This is a genomic window from Streptococcus australis, assembly GCF_003943615.1.
Classification (GTDB): domain Bacteria; phylum Bacillota; class Bacilli; order Lactobacillales; family Streptococcaceae; genus Streptococcus; species Streptococcus australis_C.
This window is the reverse complement of sequence record NZ_RJPZ01000003.1, coordinates 317,048-333,418: the sequence shown is the minus strand read 5'-3', so window position 1 is coordinate 333,418 and position 16,371 is coordinate 317,048. Positions and strand designations below refer to the sequence as shown.

At 37.2% G+C, this 16,371-nt stretch carries 13 protein-coding genes, 3 tRNA genes and 1 other annotated feature; of the genes, 9 read left to right on the top strand and 7 right to left on the bottom strand.

Annotated elements, in window-relative coordinates; genetic code table 11:
- Positions 1–46 precede the first annotated feature (46 nt).
- From D8785_RS05250 to htrA, 5 genes are all read right to left on the bottom strand, one after another.
- On the bottom strand, positions 47–238 hold the full coding sequence (locus D8785_RS05250; protein ID WP_125374715.1) for a DUF951 domain-containing protein: 192 nt from the start codon (positions 236–238) through the stop codon (positions 47–49).
- A 63-nt stretch (positions 239–301) separates the two neighbouring features.
- The gene (dnaN, locus tag D8785_RS05245) at positions 302–1,438 is read right to left on the bottom strand and encodes a DNA polymerase III subunit beta (protein WP_125374714.1); all 1,137 of its coding nucleotides are present in this window, start codon (positions 1,436–1,438) and stop codon (positions 302–304) included.
- A 160-nt stretch (positions 1,439–1,598) separates the two neighbouring features.
- Positions 1,599–2,939 (bottom strand): chromosomal replication initiator protein DnaA, encoded by a 1,341-nt coding sequence (gene dnaA, locus D8785_RS05240; protein WP_398575133.1) that lies wholly within the window; start codon positions 2,937–2,939, stop codon positions 1,599–1,601.
- 278 nt (positions 2,940–3,217) lie between these two features.
- Positions 3,218–3,979 (bottom strand): ParB/RepB/Spo0J family partition protein, encoded by a 762-nt coding sequence (locus tag D8785_RS05235; RefSeq protein ID WP_125374712.1) that lies wholly within the window; start codon positions 3,977–3,979, stop codon positions 3,218–3,220.
- Positions 3,980–4,044: 65 nt separating this feature from the next.
- Positions 4,045–5,223 carry a serine protease HtrA gene (htrA, locus tag D8785_RS05230; RefSeq protein WP_125374711.1) on the bottom strand — a complete coding sequence of 393 codons (1,179 nt, stop codon included), beginning with the start codon at positions 5,221–5,223 and terminating at the stop codon, positions 4,045–4,047.
- Positions 5,224–5,425: 202 nt separating this feature from the next.
- Here htrA and rlmH point away from each other — a divergent pair, with 202 nt between their 5' ends.
- From rlmH to D8785_RS05195, 7 genes are all read left to right on the top strand, one after another.
- On the top strand, positions 5,426–5,905 hold the full coding sequence (rlmH, locus tag D8785_RS05225; RefSeq protein ID WP_120701438.1) for a 23S rRNA (pseudouridine(1915)-N(3))-methyltransferase RlmH: 480 nt from the start codon (positions 5,426–5,428) through the stop codon (positions 5,903–5,905).
- Between the two features lie 44 nt (positions 5,906–5,949).
- A tRNA-Arg gene (locus tag D8785_RS05220) sits at positions 5,950–6,023 on the top strand.
- Between the two features lie 240 nt (positions 6,024–6,263).
- On the top strand, positions 6,264–6,407 hold the full coding sequence (locus D8785_RS05215) for a bacteriocin (protein WP_117744856.1): 144 nt from the start codon (positions 6,264–6,266) through the stop codon (positions 6,405–6,407).
- 398 nt (positions 6,408–6,805) lie between these two features.
- A complete protein-coding gene (locus tag D8785_RS05210; protein ID WP_260469871.1) occupies positions 6,806–7,726 on the top strand; it encodes a sensor histidine kinase in 921 nt (306 codons plus the stop codon).
- Positions 7,727–8,479 (top strand): response regulator transcription factor, encoded by a 753-nt coding sequence (locus D8785_RS05205; RefSeq protein WP_125374710.1) that lies wholly within the window; start codon positions 7,727–7,729, stop codon positions 8,477–8,479.
- A 47-nt stretch (positions 8,480–8,526) separates the two neighbouring features.
- Positions 8,527–8,598: transfer RNA gene (locus tag D8785_RS05200), tRNA-Glu, on the top strand.
- An 8-nt stretch (positions 8,599–8,606) separates the two neighbouring features.
- A tRNA-Asn gene (locus D8785_RS05195) sits at positions 8,607–8,680 on the top strand.
- Between the two features lie 233 nt (positions 8,681–8,913).
- Here D8785_RS05195 and D8785_RS05190 read toward each other — a convergent pair.
- Both D8785_RS05190 and D8785_RS05185 read right to left on the bottom strand, forming a co-directional pair.
- The gene (locus tag D8785_RS05190) at positions 8,914–11,502 is read right to left on the bottom strand and encodes a YfhO family protein (protein ID WP_125374709.1); all 2,589 of its coding nucleotides are present in this window, start codon (positions 11,500–11,502) and stop codon (positions 8,914–8,916) included.
- A gap of 62 nt (positions 11,503–11,564) precedes the next feature.
- Positions 11,565–13,187 (bottom strand): ATP-binding cassette domain-containing protein, encoded by a 1,623-nt coding sequence (locus D8785_RS05185; protein WP_061564539.1) that lies wholly within the window; start codon positions 13,185–13,187, stop codon positions 11,565–11,567.
- A 144-nt stretch (positions 13,188–13,331) separates the two neighbouring features.
- Positions 13,332–13,556 (top strand) — a binding site (T-box leader).
- Between the two features lie 51 nt (positions 13,557–13,607).
- On the opposite strand from D8785_RS05185, the gene trpS reads away from it, so the two are divergent.
- Positions 13,608–14,633 carry a tryptophan--tRNA ligase gene (gene trpS / locus D8785_RS05180; RefSeq protein WP_125374708.1) on the top strand — a complete coding sequence of 342 codons (1,026 nt, stop codon included), beginning with the start codon at positions 13,608–13,610 and terminating at the stop codon, positions 14,631–14,633.
- Positions 14,634–14,800: 167 nt separating this feature from the next.
- Positions 14,801–16,282, top strand: a complete 1,482-nt coding sequence (gene guaB / locus D8785_RS05175) for an IMP dehydrogenase (RefSeq protein ID WP_040803190.1) — start codon at positions 14,801–14,803, stop codon at positions 16,280–16,282.
- Positions 16,283–16,371: the final 89 nt, after the last annotated feature.

Here is a 16,371-nt window from a genome sequence, read left to right as displayed (position 1 = left end):
ACGAAATCGAATTCTAACGAATGACCGATTTCTGTCCCACTCTCTTTTACAATACTTTTTTCATTTTTTGATCAAAATCGTGACGGCTCATCATGACCATATGATCACAATTGCTACAACGAATTTTGATATCTGCCCCTACTCGCTTAATTTCCCAACGATTGGCTTTTTTCCCTGTTGCTTTGATGGTACAAGCATGGGGTTTTTTCATTTCTACAAAATCACCGACCTGATACATGGATTTTCCTTTCATCAACATATAAGACGAAAAGCTAGCCTTTTTGATGCTAGCTTTTGGCCCTTAATTGGTCCGAACTGGTGTAATTAATTGAATGAAGCGTTCAGATTCCTCTGCTGGTACCAATGTAAAGGGACGAACTGCAGAGATGAAGCGAATGACGACTTTTTCACTTTCAATAGCTTTCAAAGCGTCAATCAAATAAGTTGGATTAAAGCTGATGTTCAAATCATCTCCCGAAACTGCTTCTGTATCAATTTCTTCATTCACGCGCCCTACCTCAGGAGAATTTACGTGAGCAGAAACGACCCCACTAGCGATTTCTAATTTTACAGTACCATTTTGAGTAGCATTAGACAAAAGACGGGCCCGTTCCATTGCTTGGCGAAGATGAGCAACTTTAAATGTTACTTCCGAACTAAATTCTGTTGGAATCAAGCGATCCGTATCTGGATAGTTTCCTTCCAACAAGCGAGTGTAGAAACTGATATTGTCACTTCTAAATAAAATCTGATTATTGGCAAAGAAGACTTCAACCTGTTCAATTTCATCTGAAAAGACAGACGTTAATTCGCGTAAAGAACGGCTTGGAATCACAACATCAAAGTTATCCCCGTTTTTTTCAAGAGTAATATTTTTTTGACTCATGCGATGAGAGTCCGTTGCCACCGTTTTTAATTCCTTGTGATCAGAAAGAACAAAATGGACTCCTGTCAAAATCGGACGACTTTCTTGGGTACTTGCTGCAAAAGCTGTCTCAGAAATGATTTTCTTCAAAGTTTGAATTGGAAGCGTTAGCGGGTTACTAGCTGAAATTTCTTGAATACGAGGATATTGTTCTGCATCTTTCCCTTTAAGGGTAATTTCTGATTTCCCACTAACTAATACAATTTGTTTTTGTTCGATTTCTTTCACATCTAAAACGACATCTGGTAGACTTGAGACAACATTGATAAAGAAAGTTGCTTCTAAGAGAATAGCTCCTGGTGTTGTTACTAGAAGTCCTGCATTTTCATCTTTAACAGAAATAAAATATTCAATTGAAATTTGTCCATTTGATCCAATGAGAGTAATTCCTTCAGAAGATACATCAATCTTAATAGTGGATAAGATAGGAATTGCATTTTTTGAACTAATGGCTCTTTTTGTCGTATTTAAAGCTTGTAAGAAATAGGCCTTGTTAATAGAAAAATTGATCATGAGATCTCCTTTTATTATTTTAGTATTAGTAAGTTAATAGTAATAGTAGAGTGTGTGGAACATGTGGAAAACTCTTCTAAAGCCAGACAGGAATTGAAAGGTTACTTGTTTACAACATGTGGATAAAGAAGCAAGTTTTTCTATGATTGTCCACATGATATTACTTTAATTTTTTCTTGATGGTTTGAATCTCGAGTCTGAGATTGTCATCAATTTCGATCATCCCTTTGATTTTTTCATAAGCATGCATGACCGTTGTGTGGTCTTTTCCTCCAAATTCACGCCCGATACGGGGAAGACTATTATCAGTCATTTCGCGGGCGAGGTACATCGCTACTTGTCGAGCTAGGACAATATTTTGAACCCGTCGAGAGCCTTTCATTTCATTGACACTGACATTGTAAAATTTTCCAACTTCTGTTTGAATCTTTTCAATAGGAATTACAGTGATTTGTAAAGCTTCATTCTTACGAGCTCGAATGGCTTCAGCTGCGACATCAATTGTAATATCTTTGATTTTTTTAACTCTTGCCACGAGAGATATATCATTCAAAGCACCTTCTAAGTCTCGGACGTTAGAATCAAATTGACCTGCTAGGTATTCGAGTGTATCATCCGGGAAAGTAAAGTCCAGGTCTTCGATTTTATTTCTCAAAATAGCGATTCGAGTTTCAAAATCTGGTGGTGTAATATTTTGAGTCAAGCCCCACTTAAAGCGCGTGACGAGACGTTCTTCTAAGCTATCTAAATGATCAGGACTACGATCGCTGGTTAGGACAATCTGCTTGTTATCCCCATAAAGAGCATTAAAGGTATTAAAGAACTCTTCTTGAGTTGTAACCTTTTTCCCTCCAAGAGATTGAATATCATCAATTAAGAGCAGATCCAAGTTTCGATAGGTTTTTTTAAAGGTATCCATATCATTGAGGCGAAGACGCTCTAAAAATTCATTGATAAAGGATTCTGCTGGGATGTATTTTACTCGAGCATTTGGGTAGTTTTCCATAATCTGATTCCCAATCGCGTTGAGTAAATGCGTTTTTCCTAAACCAGGTCCTCCATAGATAAATAAAGGATTATAAGTGGTAGCTAGGTTTTCAGAAACTGCTAAAGCGGCAGCCAAAGCCCATTGATTTCCGTCTCCACTTACAAAATTATCAAAGGTGTATTTCTTTTTTAACCCTGTTTGGATAGGAGGCAAATCGATGATTGGAGTATGGCTAACTGCATAGTCTCTATTCGTTTCTGAAAGAGGGACAAACTCTTTTTCTTCTTCCTCTTCTTCAAGATTGAATTGATAGGAAATGGTTAATTCTACTGCATAAATTTCAAATCCAGCAGTCAGAATCACCTTTGTCATATTCTCTTCCCAGAACAATTTCTTTACTTCCGCATCTAAATAAATAATAGCTTCTTGTTGATCAACTTTGATGAGTCTTGAAGTAAGGACAAAATAGTCAAAAATTTCTTTTTTAAATGTCTTTTTACTTAATTCAATCACACGATTCCAGAAGGTTTCTTCTCTTGACACCTATCGCCCTCCTATTCATTTTTACTTGCTATGTTTTTCTTATTTTATCATAAAAGGAGGGAGTTTTCCACAACTTATTCTGAGGGAATAAAAAAGAGTTTTTCCACAATATGTGAATAGTTATCCCCAATGTGTGTAGAAGTTATCCACAAGTTGGGGATAAGATCGAATAAAGTAGGAATAGCAAGTAAGGAAGAGTTTTAAATAAGTGGATAAATCTGTTGATTCTTCTATAAAAAATAACAGCCTCATTTGAGACTGTTAATAATTCGTTGGTATTCATCAAGATTGTTAAATGAAATATGAATACTTCCTTTTTCTTGTTTCGTCAGATGGATTTCAACTTCGGTTCCTAGAATCTTTTTTAGTCTATTTTCTTCCTGTGCTAAAAAGAGTTCCTTCTCTTTTTTACTTGGTGTTTTCTTTTTTTGACCAACCTTTTCTTCCAAACTACGAACGCTTAGTCCTTCTTTAAGAATTCGTTCCAGCCAATAGATTTGTAGATTTTCCTTTAAGGGAACTAAAATACGGGCATGTCCTTGTGAAATTTTTTCGTTTTTGATAGCGTCTTTGACAGCTGGTGAGAGATGAAGTAAACGGACCATGTTGCTGATGTAAGGACGAGATTTTCCCATAAATTGAGCAATTTCTTCATGGGTAGCCCCTTTATCAATAAGATGTTGATAGGATTCGGCCTCTTCAATTGGATTCAAATCTTCTCTTTGTAAATTTTCGATAATGGCTTGTTTGATCATGTCATCATCTGATAAATCTCTTATAATCGCAGGGATTTCTTTGAAACCAGCCATTTGAGCTGCTCGGTAGCGTCTTTCTCCAGCAAGTAGTTCATAACCAACAATAGGAGATTTTCGAACAATAATAGGTTGGATTAATCCATTTTCTTTGATTGAGGTTGCGAGTTCTTCTAATTTCTCTTGTACAAAGGTTTGACGAGGTTGAAAAGGATTGGTTCGTATTTGCTTTACGTCAATAATATCAATTTTTTCCATGATGTATATAGCATAACACACCTTTACAATTTCGTAAAGGTGTGTTGACACTGTTGTAAATTTACTTAATTTCCAAGATTTTCTGTAGATTTTGTTAGTTCAATGGTTGCTGTTTTTTGCTTACCATCTCTGTAGAAAATGACTTTTATTTTATCACCAATTTGATGAGAATAGAGGGCAGATTGTAAATCCGCAGTTGATTCAATGGTTGTATCATCGATTTTTGTAATGATATCTAGTCGACGTAAATGTTTGGATGCTGGCATATCATTTTCAACTGAGCGGACAAGAACCCCACCTTTGAGTTTGCTTGGAATGTCTAATTGGCTAAGATCAGAAGAGGATAGGTTAGCCAAGTCCATCATGGTAATCCCAAGTGCTGGACGGATGACTTTCCCATCTTTTTCTAAATGTTCAATAATATTTTGTACATCATTTACAGGAATAGCAAATCCCATTCCTTCAACCGCAGTTTGCCCATTTGAAGAGATTTTACTTGAGGTAATTCCGATGACTTGTCCCTGAATATTGATAAGGGGACCACCAGAATTCCCTGGGTTAATTGCAGCATCTGTTTGCAAAGCTTTTGTAGACACATTTTGACCGTCTTCTGATTTGAGCTTCACAGTACGTCCGAGACTGGAAACAATCCCTTGGGTAACGGAATTGGCAAATTTTGTCCCTAAAGGACTACCGATAGCGATTGCGGTCTCGCCGACAGTCAATTTAGAGGAATCCCCAAATTCAGCCACGGTCGTAACATTATCTGAACTGATTTTGACAACCGCAATATCTGAGAAGGTATCTGAACCAACAACTTCTCCGGAAACTTTGTTTCCATCTGCAAAAAGAATGTCGGCTTGTGTTGCTCCCATTAACACGTGAGCATTGGTTACTACATAAGCATCTTTCCCATCTTTTTTATAGATAACACCTGAACCTTCACTAGCTACTTCTGGATCAGAGTCTGTTTCTCCATTAATGAAGCCTTTTTCAGAGGTTTCAGCGTAGGTAATAACAGAAACAACCGCATTTTTAACCTTATCAACAGCTTCACTAGTTGATGTTGTATTCTTATAAGCACGATTAACTTTGGTAGATTTTATTTCTTGGCTAGAATTTGCAGAATTCCCTTTGGTAAACTGGAAAGAGGTTAAGGTTCCTAAGATTCCTCCAGTAAAACCAATGACAAGAACAAGTAAAAGTTGCAAAGATTTTTTTAGAAAATTTGATGATTGTTTCATAGTTTTCTCCTATTTGTTCCAATTATGGAAAAGTATAGAACTTATTTCTTAATTATAACTTAAAATGGAGATTTTTTCCACAACTTGTGGAAAACTGTGTATAAGTGTGAAAAACATGAGTATAGAGCCATTTTTCAAAAGATAGATTCAGGCCTGTTTATTGAAGACTTGTGTATAAGTTTATTTGTGTTAGAATATGAATATGAAAATTAAGATTGTAACAGTTGGAAAATTAAAAGAAAAGTATTTAAAAGATGGTATTGCTGAGTATACTAAACGCTTGGGTCGGTTTACGAAGGTAGAAATGATAGAATTGCCGGATGAGAAAACTCCAGATCGGGCCAGTGACTTAGAAAATCAGCAAATCCTTGAAAAAGAAGGAAATCGCATTTTAGCAAAAGTTGGAGATCGTGACTATGTGATTGCTTTAGCAATTGAAGGACAACAATTTCCATCTGAGAAGTTTAGTCAAACCTTAGAAGAGGTAACAGTAAGAGGATATTCTGAAATTACTTTTGTGATTGGAGGAAGCCTAGGCTTGTCTCTAGCTGTAAAAAAACGAGCGAATTTACTCATGAGTTTTGGAAAGTTAACTCTTCCCCATCAATTGATGAAGCTTGTTTTGATAGAACAAATCTATCGGGCATTTATGATTCAACAGGGAAGTCCTTACCATAAATGAATCTTGACGCTCCTCCTATTTTCTGATAGAATAAGAAGACATCTGGTCTCATAGCTCAGCTGGATAGAGCATTCGCCTTCTAAGCGAACGGTCGCAGGTTCGAATCCTGCTGGGATCAAAATAAAAGAACGTGATTTTTATACAAATCACGTTTTTTTGTTATCTAGTTTTTAAAAGAAACTAGATTATTTCTAAACATATGGGATAAAAAAATTGTAAGAACTAGATTTTTCGTTCCAAATAGCTGTAAAAATGAACCAAATAGCGGAAATGTTAAAAAAGTCTTTGATTTTTTACTAAAATTTATGTATATTAAATTTAATAATTTAATAATCAAATAAATTATAAGGAGTTTTTTATGAAAAATAATCCATCAACAGTTTCTAAGGCATTTAAAGTTCTTACAGAAAAAGAACTGCAGCAAATTTGTGGAGGGGATAAACGCAAAAAAAACAACTTTTCTGAACTTATTGGGCTTATTTTTGGTAGGGGAGGAAACTGATNTTTCTAAATACCCTATTCTCAATTTTAACTATTTTTACAATTATTTTATCTTTTTTAAAAATTGATCAAAAACTTAACAAGTACAGTCATAGATTCATTTTAGGATTAGGCATTGTTGTTGTATTTTTGACTACAATGTTCTTAGATTACTTTGATTTAAATATCGATTATCTAATGTTATGTTTATGGCCACTATTTCTGTATCTTTATTACTATTTTATTTGTAATCTTCAACGTCAGATAGCTATTTTATATTCATTCGTCATTTATTTAGCAGTTGAAAGTACAGATACATTTTTATCTGTAATCACTTCTTCTGTTTTTGGCGATAGTATAATTCACCAATACTCTGACTATTATTTTTTGACTATCCGAATTATCTCACTTGTTTTAATCATGAAGTTATTAACCATTCTCGAAGTGAATCTTCTCTATTTTAAAGAGCGGGTTTTTAAGAAATTTGTCCAGCAATTGATTGTTAGTTATCTTATTTTAACCATAGTATTGAATGCTTCTCATTGGATAAGTGATATTGGTCATTTCAATAGTTTTGGTAGTATGGTAGCAACGATTTGTTTCTTGATGTTTATCGGAACCATGGTTCAGATGAAGACAGTTCGAGATTGGTATGAAAAGAAAATGGAGTTGAAGCAAAAGAGGTTTGAACAGCGCCAAATGGAACAGTATATGAATAAAATTCAAGGCCTCTATTTAGAATTAAAAGGTTTTCGTCATGATTTTGGAAATATTATCACTTCCTTAAATTTGGCGATTGAGGAAGAGAATATTGAGGATATTAAACGAATTCAAAAAGATGTTCTTGAGGAATGCTATGGCCAACTCCAAAAAGAAGAATATACAGGATTTGACCTAGGAAATATTCGAGATTCTGCTTTGAGAAGTATCCTAAGTAGGGGGTGGATCTATGCAGAGGAAATGGGTGTCAAATTGACCTTTGAAACAGAAGACATTATTGAAAAGGTTCCAATGAGATTGTTGGATCTCGTACGAACTGTCGGAATTTTAGTCAATAATGCAATTGAAGCTGCTAAAATGAGTCAAGAAAAAGAAGTTCAAATAGCGGTTTTTAATATGCCAAATGGAGTGCATTTGATTATAAAGAACTCTATTTCTGATGAGCCGATTAATTGGAATCGACTCTATGAAAAGGGATTTTCAACTAAAGGGGATCGTAGAGGAATGGGCCTTGCGATTGTAAAAGATCTTATTGGAGAATATGCTGCTATTTTTCTAGAGACAGAATTAATCAATGGAAGATTTACGCAGAGCTTAGTTATTGGAGAGAAAGGAAGATAGATGAATATTGTATTGCTAGAGGACGAAATTTCTCAACAAGTTCGAGTAGAGAAACATGTGAAAGCTATCGCTGAGGAGGAAGGCCTACGATTAAATATTGTTTCCACCAGTAAAATAACTGAACTGAAGGAGTATCTAACCAATGGTGATTTTCATCAGCTTTTCTTCCTTGATATTGATATCAAAGGGGATGAAAAAGCTGGTATCAAGGCAGCTCAAATGATTCGTGAGGTCAATCCTTTTGCGATCATTGCCTTTATCACGACGAAATCGGAATTTGCTACTATTACCTATCGTTACAAGGTATCAGCTCTTGAATTTATTGAGAAAACACTGAATGAAAACTTGTTTAAAGAAAAAATTCGAGAGTGTATTCTCTACTTAAAGAAAAATGTGATTGAAAATAAAAATATCGTTGATTTCTTTGAGTATAGTTTCAAAAATATGGAAATTCGAGTTCCATATCGAGATATATTGTACATTGAGACAACTGGAGTTTCCCACAAATTGCGACTTGTTGGAAAGAATTTTCAAAAGGAATTTTTAGGGACTATCAAGGATATACTTGAAAAAGATGTTGACAATCATTTCTTTAGTCCCAATCAGTCCTATCTAGTCAATCAAAGAATGATTGTCAATTTTGATCGTCGCAAGAGACTCTTGATGTTAGAAGAGGAGACATCTTGCCCTGTCTCTCGTACACAGGTGAAAAGGGTCGAAGAATTATTAAATAAAATACAGAAAAAGGGTTGACAATTTTTGAATCGATGGTATAATGGGATATGTTCTGTTAATGACATGGTCCGTTGGTCAAGGGGTTAAGACACCGCCTTTTCACGGCGGTAACACGGGTTCGAATCCCGTACGGACTATATCTCATTCCGCCATAGCTCAGTTGGTAGTAGCGCATGACTGTTAATCATGATGTCGTAGGTTCGAGTCCTACTGGCGGAGCTAAACTAGCATCCTAAGGGATGCTTTTTTTGTTTAAAATAAGAGAGAGTGGGACAGAAATCGGTCATTCGTTAGAATTCGATTTCGTAGTCCCACCTCTGCACAGTTGAGTAGGGCTATAAAAGCTGATGAAATCAGCCTAGTAGAGCTCACTCAACCACTGCGTATTGCTCGACAATCCAAAGACAATTGAGAGGCTAGGACTTTTGTCCCAGCCTCTTTATGATGCATCTTTACTGATTTTTTGAGGATCGAGATCTATTTCGAATAGCATTGTAGCCAGCGAAGGAAAGGATCCCAAGTAGGAAAGCGATGGTTCCTTCTTTCAACCCATGTGGAATAAATTGTAGAATAACCTGTCCTTTTCCTTTAGGGACATCAACAGCCATGAATCCTTTTTGGGCTCTTCGAATAGGGACAGGCTGATCATTCATCGTCGCTGTCCACCCTTTATCATACGGAAGCGTGAAAAAGAGACTTGTATGATGATCTGCTGTAAAATCTGCAGTGACAGTATTTCCTTTGGTTTGTACATGAACTTCTTGATGGTGTAATGCTTCAAAAGCTTCTTGGTAGGCTTGAAGGTTCAAAGCAAAAAATTCTGGATTTTGGAAGGTTACTGTCGAATTTTCAGGGAAGGCAATTCGAATCTTAACAGTTTCTCCTGCTTTAAAGTGACCAATGGAGAAGAAGGGAAATACATTGTCTGTTGTATAGCGGTTGACTTGGCCATTCGTGATGATTTCAACGTCAGTATAATCTTCATTCTCAAATTCTAAAGAAGGAAGGTTCACATAAAGTTGACTATCATTTTGAACGTAGAGCTCATATTCGATACTGGCATAAGTTAGAAAACTGTCTGCTTCAACTTTAGCCTTTTGAGGTCCTTGAGAAGGATTGTCTGAATTAGTTTTCAGTGGCTGTAATCGCTGATAGAAAGTTAAGGATTGGCCTGTTAACTGATTTAGAAAATTCTTTTGGTTATCCAAGGTTAGATTAGAAAATTGGATATCCTTGTAGGGACTTGCTGTTAGAAATGCTAGTGAAAGAGCTTTTTCATTTTGATATAGTGTCTGACTTCCTTGAGTTTCCAATTTATGAAAAGCAAACTTTTGAGGATTTCTATCTGTAATATTGTATTTGATCCCGAACAGACTATCCATTAGTAAAGTATTGTTTTGATAGCGTAAGTTTAAGTTCGTTCCATCTGATTTAAAACCAAGCTTGTCCAAGGTCGAACTGGTATCTGTATTTCTGACAGATGAAAATTGGGATATCCCTCTAAAATTGTATTTCATACTGTCATTACCTGTTTGAGGTTGGAGAATCTCTGTACGGTAGAAATTTTGATCATCCTGTAAACTTGATGTCAACTTATCAATTGCTGGAATCTTTCCTTGATAGGAAGAACGAGCTGCAAATACCCATTCATTTGCAATCCCATCTATCTGATAATAACTGTTTATACTGATTTCAAAGAGACAGAAGAAAAGAATCACACCAGAAAAAATGGAATAAGAAAGTTTACGAACTGTAAAGGCGAGTGTCACAGTAAAAAATACAAGGAGGAATTCTAGTGTCAATACATAATGACTGCTTGTTAAGAAATGATAGTGCTTGCGATAGATAAAAGTAAGAATAAATCCAATGCTAACTAGACTAAAAGCTAGACTGAGTCGATGCCAATTGATTTCTTTTATCCGATTGAGGACTTCTGCTGCCATAAACAAAATAGTCAATGAAAATAGCCAGGCATAACGGTGAAGAAACATATTAGGAGCATGCATCCCCTGCCAGAATAAATCTAAAGCTTGTAAATAGAAGCTTGCAATAAGAATGACTAATAAAGTCAAATAGGCTAGTTTCACGTGAAACCGAATCGATTTGACAAAGAAAAATAGAAAGGCAAGTAAAAATGGGAAGAGACCAACATAGATCATAGGAATAGCCCCATACTTTGTTGTGTCGAAGCTACCAATTAAGTTTTTTGCAAAGACGTCTAAGTACCAACTATTTTCTGTAAAGGTTCTTGTAATTTTGGTAAAGTTTTCCCCATGAGTTCGTAAATCTAAAAGAGTGGGGTAAATCATGATCAAGCTAGTGATCCCCGCTAAAATTGACACAACTGTAAAGTCTAAGAAAGAAGATATTCTTTTTTTAAAGTCCCAAGAAAGTTGCGTACAATACCATAAAGTTAAGAAGAGGGCCATCATAAAACCAAAATAATAATTCTGGATGAAGAGGATTGTCAAGCTTGTAAAGTAGAGGACGCGCTTCTTTTGAGTCATTAGACGGTGTAAACCCAACAGAATAAGAGGAGCTAAAATAAAGACATCGAGCCAGGTTTTGATTTCAATCTGGCTGATAGAAAAACTCATTAAAGCGAATGAAGTTGACAGTGAAAGGATCAAGAATTTTTGTAGTTGAGGATAGATTTCCTTAATGGAATGATAGGTTGACAGCCCTATCAATCCTATTTTTATCAGTGTAAAGAGATAGACGGAATCAACCATGGATAAACTGTCAAAGAAGAAGACAAAGGGAGATAAAAAACTGCCCAAATAATAGCTAGAAAGGGCGTAAAAATTCAAGCCAAGTCCACTTGTAAAGCTGTAAAAAAGGCTGTCGGTTCCGTGTAAAATATTTCGTAAGGTAACGTCAAAAATAACGTATTGATGAAAACCATCGCCTAATAAAGGAGAAGTTTCACTACCCCAATAAATACCTTGACTGAGGTAGACAAAAAATAAGATTGTAAAGGGAAGTAAAAAAGCTGTAAAGTAAAATATGATGGGGTGTGATAAATAGTTTTTAAATTTCATATGGTCTATTGAAAGACCCTGAAACAAAGGTTCCAGGGTTTTTGATCATTTTGAGTGATTTCTTAGTCTTTCCAAAGTTCTTTGACTTTTGCTTGAACTTCTTGGTTTTCTAAGAATTCGTCATAGGTTTCATCGATTCGGTCAATGACACCATTTTTTGAAAGAACAATGATATGGTTGGCAAGAGTTTGAATAAACTCATGGTCGTGACTGGCAAAGATGATCGATTCTTTGAAGTTTTTCAATCCATCGTTCAAGCTTGAAATAGATTCCAAATCCAAGTGATTTGTAGGATCGTCAAGTACAAGAACGTTTGACTTCAAAAGCATGAGTTTTGAAAGCATCACGCGCACCTTTTCTCCCCCTGACAAGACGTTTACAGGCTTGTTAACCTCGTCTCCAGAAAAAAGCATGCGTCCGAGGAATCCGCGAAGGAAGGTATTGTCATCTTCTTCTTTACTTGCGAATTGACGGAGCCAGTCAAGAATTGACTCGCCACCTGCAAAGTCAGCTGAATTGTCTTTTGGTAAGTAAGAGCGACTTGTTGTGACACCCCACTTGACAGTTCCTTCATATTCGATTTCACCCATAATGGCGCGGATCAAGGCAGTAGTTTGGATGTCGTTTTGTCCGATAAGAGCTGTTTTGTCACCTGGACGCAAGATGAAACTGATGTTGTCAAGAATAGTTTCACCGTCAATCTTTACAGATAAGTTCTCTACTGTCAACAAATCATTCCCGATTTCTCGTTCAGCTTTAAAGCTGATAAATGGGTATTTCCGACTGGATGGGACAATTTCTTCTAACTGAATCTTGTCAAGCATCTTTTTACGCGAAGTTGCCTGTTTAGATTTTGAAGCATTGGCAGAGAAACGAGCCACAAATTCTTGTAATTGTTTGATTTTTTCTTCTGCTTTGGCATTACGATCTGCTAACAACTTGGCAGCCAGTTCAGATGATTCTTTCCAGAAATCATAGTTACCGACATAGAGTTTGATTTTTCCAAAGTCCAGGTCGGCCATGTGAGTACAGACTTTATTCAAGAAGTGACGGTCGTGGGATACAACGATAACAGTATTTTCAAAATCAATCAAGAAATCTTCTAACCAGGTAATGGATTGAATATCAAGACCGTTGGTTGGCTCGTCCAAAAGAAGGACATCTGGTTTACCAAAGAGAGCTTTGGCAAGGAGAACCTTCACTTTATCTCCATTAGTCAATTCGCTCATATTTTGGTAGTGGAGCTCTTCTGGAATATTCAGATTTTGGAGGAGTTGTGAAGCTTCACTTTCTGCTTCCCAACCACCTAGTTCAGCGAATTCTCCTTCAAGCTCTGCTGCACGGACACCATCTTCATCTGAAAAATCTTCCTTCATATAGATAGCATCTTTTTCCTTCATGATGCTATAAAGTTTTTCATTTCCCATGATAACGACGTCAATGGCACGCTCATCTTCGTAGTCAAAGTGATTTTGACGAAGAACAGAAAGACGTTCGTCTGGTCCAAGAGAGATGTGACCAGTTGTTGGTTCAATATCTCCAGCTAAGATTTTTAAAAAGGTTGATTTTCCAGCACCATTGGCCCCAATCAAACCATAGGTATTTCCTTCTGTAAATTTGATGTTGACATCATCAAAAAGTTTACGATCACTAAAACGTAGTGAGACGTCAGTAACTGTTAGCACGTATAGTTCTCCTCTTTTTCTGTCTATATAAGCCTATTTTACTAGAAAACGCTTGATTTTTCAATGAATACCCTTAAGCAGTCGAGGGAGATGATTATGGATGATAAAAGAGAGAATAACTTGACTTTCCCTTGATGTCATTATATAATGAAAATCAATCAGAAGAGTAGTCTAGATTCGTTTTTTAGAGAGCTTATGGTCGCTGAAAATAAGCAACGAACTAGCATGAAATGGACTGATATTCAAATAGAATCTGAACCAATAGAGATTCGGCTAGCAGGCCTTATGTGCAGCTCATTTGTGATGAGCTAGAGAGAACAGCACATGTTGTTCTAAGTGAGGTGGCACCGTGTCTCAGACGCCCTCGCATAGTTTTTGCTATGCGTGGGCTTTTATTTTGTACTTCAGGGAGGAAGAAAAATGACCAAGCCGATTATTTTAACTGGAGATCGCCCGACTGGGAAACTCCATATTGGACACTATGTCGGTTCATTGAAGAATCGAGTTCTTATGCAAAACGAAGACAAGTATCAGATGTTTGTCTTTTTAGCAGACCAGCAAGCCTTAACGGATCATGCTAAAGACCCACAAACCATTGTCGAATCCATCGGAAACGTTGCTCTAGACTATTTAGCAGCAGGATTGGATCCAAATAAATCAACCATTTTTATTCAGAGTCAAATCCCTGAGTTAGCGGAATTGACCATGTATTACATGAATTTGGTCTCTGTTTCACGTTTGGAACGCAACCCAACCGTTAAGACAGAAATTGCTCAAAAAGGGTTCGGAGAGTCTATTCCATCTGGTTTCTTGGTTTATCCTGTTTCTCAAGCAGCAGATATTACCGCTTTTAAAGCCAATCTGGTACCTGTTGGGACCGACCAAAAGCCCATGATTGAGCAAACACGTGAAATCGTCCGTTCTTTTAATCATGCCTATCATTGTGATGTCTTGGTTGAACCAGAGGGAATTTTCCCAGAAAATGAGGCGGCGGGTCGTTTGCCTGGTCTGGATGGAAATGCCAAAATGTCTAAATCTCTTGGGAATGGCATCTATTTAGCGGATGATATGGACACCTTGAAGAAAAAGGTGATGAGTATGTACACAGACCCTGAGCATATTCGTGTCGAAGATCCAGGAAAAATTGAAGGAAATATGGTTTTCCATTATTTGGATGTTTTTGGAAAAGAAGAAGATCAGGCGACTATTCAAGACATGAAAGACCATTACCAACGGGGTGGTTTAGGTGATGTTAAAACCAAACGCTATCTTTTAGAGATTCTAGAGAGAGAGTTGGGTCCTATTCGCGAACGGCGGATTGAATTTGCTAAAGATATGGGACAAGTCTATGACATGCTTCAAAAGGGTAGTGAAGTGGCTCGTTCGGTTGCAGCAGAAACGCTTGATCAAGTCAAGACTGCTATGGGCTTAAACTATTTCAAATAAGCTCTTGATGTGAAGATGATCTAATAAAATAAATGATTCAAAAGAGGTTCCAACACCTCTTTTTGAAATATTGTACAAATGATTGACAAATTATCTTAGAATGGTATGATATTATCAATCAAAAAAGACGAGCTTGGCTCAAAAAGAAAGAAAAGAGGAAAATGGGAATGTCAAATTGGGACACTAAATTTTTGAAAAAAGGTTATACCTTCGATGATGTATTGCTCATTCCAGCTGAAAGTCATGTATTACCAAACGATGCAGATCTTCGTACAAAATTGGCGGATAACCTCGTGTTGAATATCCCAATCATCACAGCTGCGATGGATACAGTCACTGAAAGCCAAATGGCCATTGCCATTGCGCGTGCTGGAGGACTTGGCGTTATTCACAAAAATATGTCCATTGCCCAACAAGCAGATGAAGTTCGTAAAGTAAAACGCTCTGAAAACGGCGTTATCATTGACCCATTTTTCTTAACACCTGAACATACCATTGCTGAAGCCGATGAACTCATGGGACGGTACCGTATCAGTGGTGTACCTGTTGTTGAAACCATGGAAAATCGTAAACTCGTTGGGATTTTGACCAACCGCGATTTACGTTTTATTTCTGATTATGATCAACCAATTTCAAATCATATGACGAGCGAGAATCTAGTAACTGCACCAGTTGGCACGGATTTAGAAACTGCTGAACGGATTCTCCAAGAACACCGTATTGAAAAATTGCCGTTGGTAGATGAGAATGGTCGTTTGTCAGGTTTGATTACCATTAAGGATATTGAAAAAGTCATTGAGTTTCCAAATGCAGCTAAAGATGAATTTGGTCGTCTTTTAGTAGCAGGTGCGGTGGGTGTTACCTCTGACACATTTGAGCGTGCCGAAGCATTGTTTGAAGCTGGTGCGGATGCGATTGTGATCGATACGGCCCATGGTCATTCTGCAGGGGTTCTTCGTAAGATTGCTGAAATTCGCGCTCACTTCCCAGATCGCACTTTGATCGCAGGTAATATTGCTACAGCTGAGGGAGCGCGTGCTCTCTATGATGCAGGTGTTGACGTCGTTAAGGTTGGGATTGGACCTGGTTCAATCTGTACAACTCGTGTAATTGCTGGTGTTGGGGTTCCTCAAGTTACAGCGATTTATGATGCAGCTGCTGTTGCGCGTGAATATGGAAAAACAATCATTGCTGACGGTGGTATCAAGTATTCCGGTGATATTGTGAAAGCTTTGGCTGCGGGTGGTCATGCAGTTATGCTTGGTTCCATGTTTGCTGGAACAGACGAAGCTCCTGGAGAAACTGAAATTTTCCAAGGTCGTAAATTTAAGACCTACCGTGGAATGGGATCCATTGCAGCTATGAAGAAGGGATCTAGTGATCGTTACTTCCAGGGTTCTGTCAATGAAGCTAACAAATTGGTTCCAGAAGGAATTGAAGGTCGGGTTGCTTATAAAGGATCAGCAGCCGATATCGTTTTCCAAATGATTGGTGGTATTCGTTCTGGTATGGGCTATGTTGGAGCTGCCAACCTTCAAGAATTGCATGAAAATGCGCAATTTGTTGAAATGTCCGGGGCAGGTTTGAAAGAAAGCCATCCACATGATGTTCAAATTACCAACGAAGCACCAAACTACTCCGTTCAATAAAAAAGAAAAAGAGGCTGGGACAAAAGTCCTAGCCTCTCAATCTTCTTTGGATTGTCGAGCAAGACGCAGTGGTTGAGTGGGCTCTATTA

Bases quoted from the DNA above. Each gene is read 5' to 3' on its own strand.
- rlmH (WP_120701438.1), top strand. From the start codon at position 5,426: ATGAAAATTAAGATTGTAACAGTTGGAAAATTAAAAGAAAAGTATTTA.
- D8785_RS05250 (WP_125374715.1), bottom strand. From the start codon at position 238: ATGTATCAGGTCGGTGATTTTGTAGAAATGAAAAAACCCCATGCTTGT.
- dnaN (WP_125374714.1), bottom strand. From the start codon at position 1,438: ATGATCAATTTTTCTATTAACAAGGCCTATTTCTTACAAGCTTTAAAT.
- guaB (WP_040803190.1), top strand. From the start codon at position 14,801: ATGTCAAATTGGGACACTAAATTTTTGAAAAAAGGTTATACCTTCGAT.
- D8785_RS05190 (WP_125374709.1), bottom strand. From the start codon at position 11,502: ATGAAATTTAAAAACTATTTATCACACCCCATCATATTTTACTTTACA.
- D8785_RS05205 (WP_125374710.1), top strand. From the start codon at position 7,727: ATGAATATTGTATTGCTAGAGGACGAAATTTCTCAACAAGTTCGAGTA.
- D8785_RS05235 (WP_125374712.1), bottom strand. From the start codon at position 3,979: ATGGAAAAAATTGATATTATTGACGTAAAGCAAATACGAACCAATCCT.
- htrA (WP_125374711.1), bottom strand. From the start codon at position 5,223: ATGAAACAATCATCAAATTTTCTAAAAAAATCTTTGCAACTTTTACTT.
- D8785_RS05210 (WP_260469871.1), top strand. From the start codon at position 6,806: ATGAAGTTATTAACCATTCTCGAAGTGAATCTTCTCTATTTTAAAGAG.
- D8785_RS05215 (WP_117744856.1), top strand. From the start codon at position 6,264: ATGAAAAATAATCCATCAACAGTTTCTAAGGCATTTAAAGTTCTTACA.
- trpS (WP_125374708.1), top strand. From the start codon at position 13,608: ATGACCAAGCCGATTATTTTAACTGGAGATCGCCCGACTGGGAAACTC.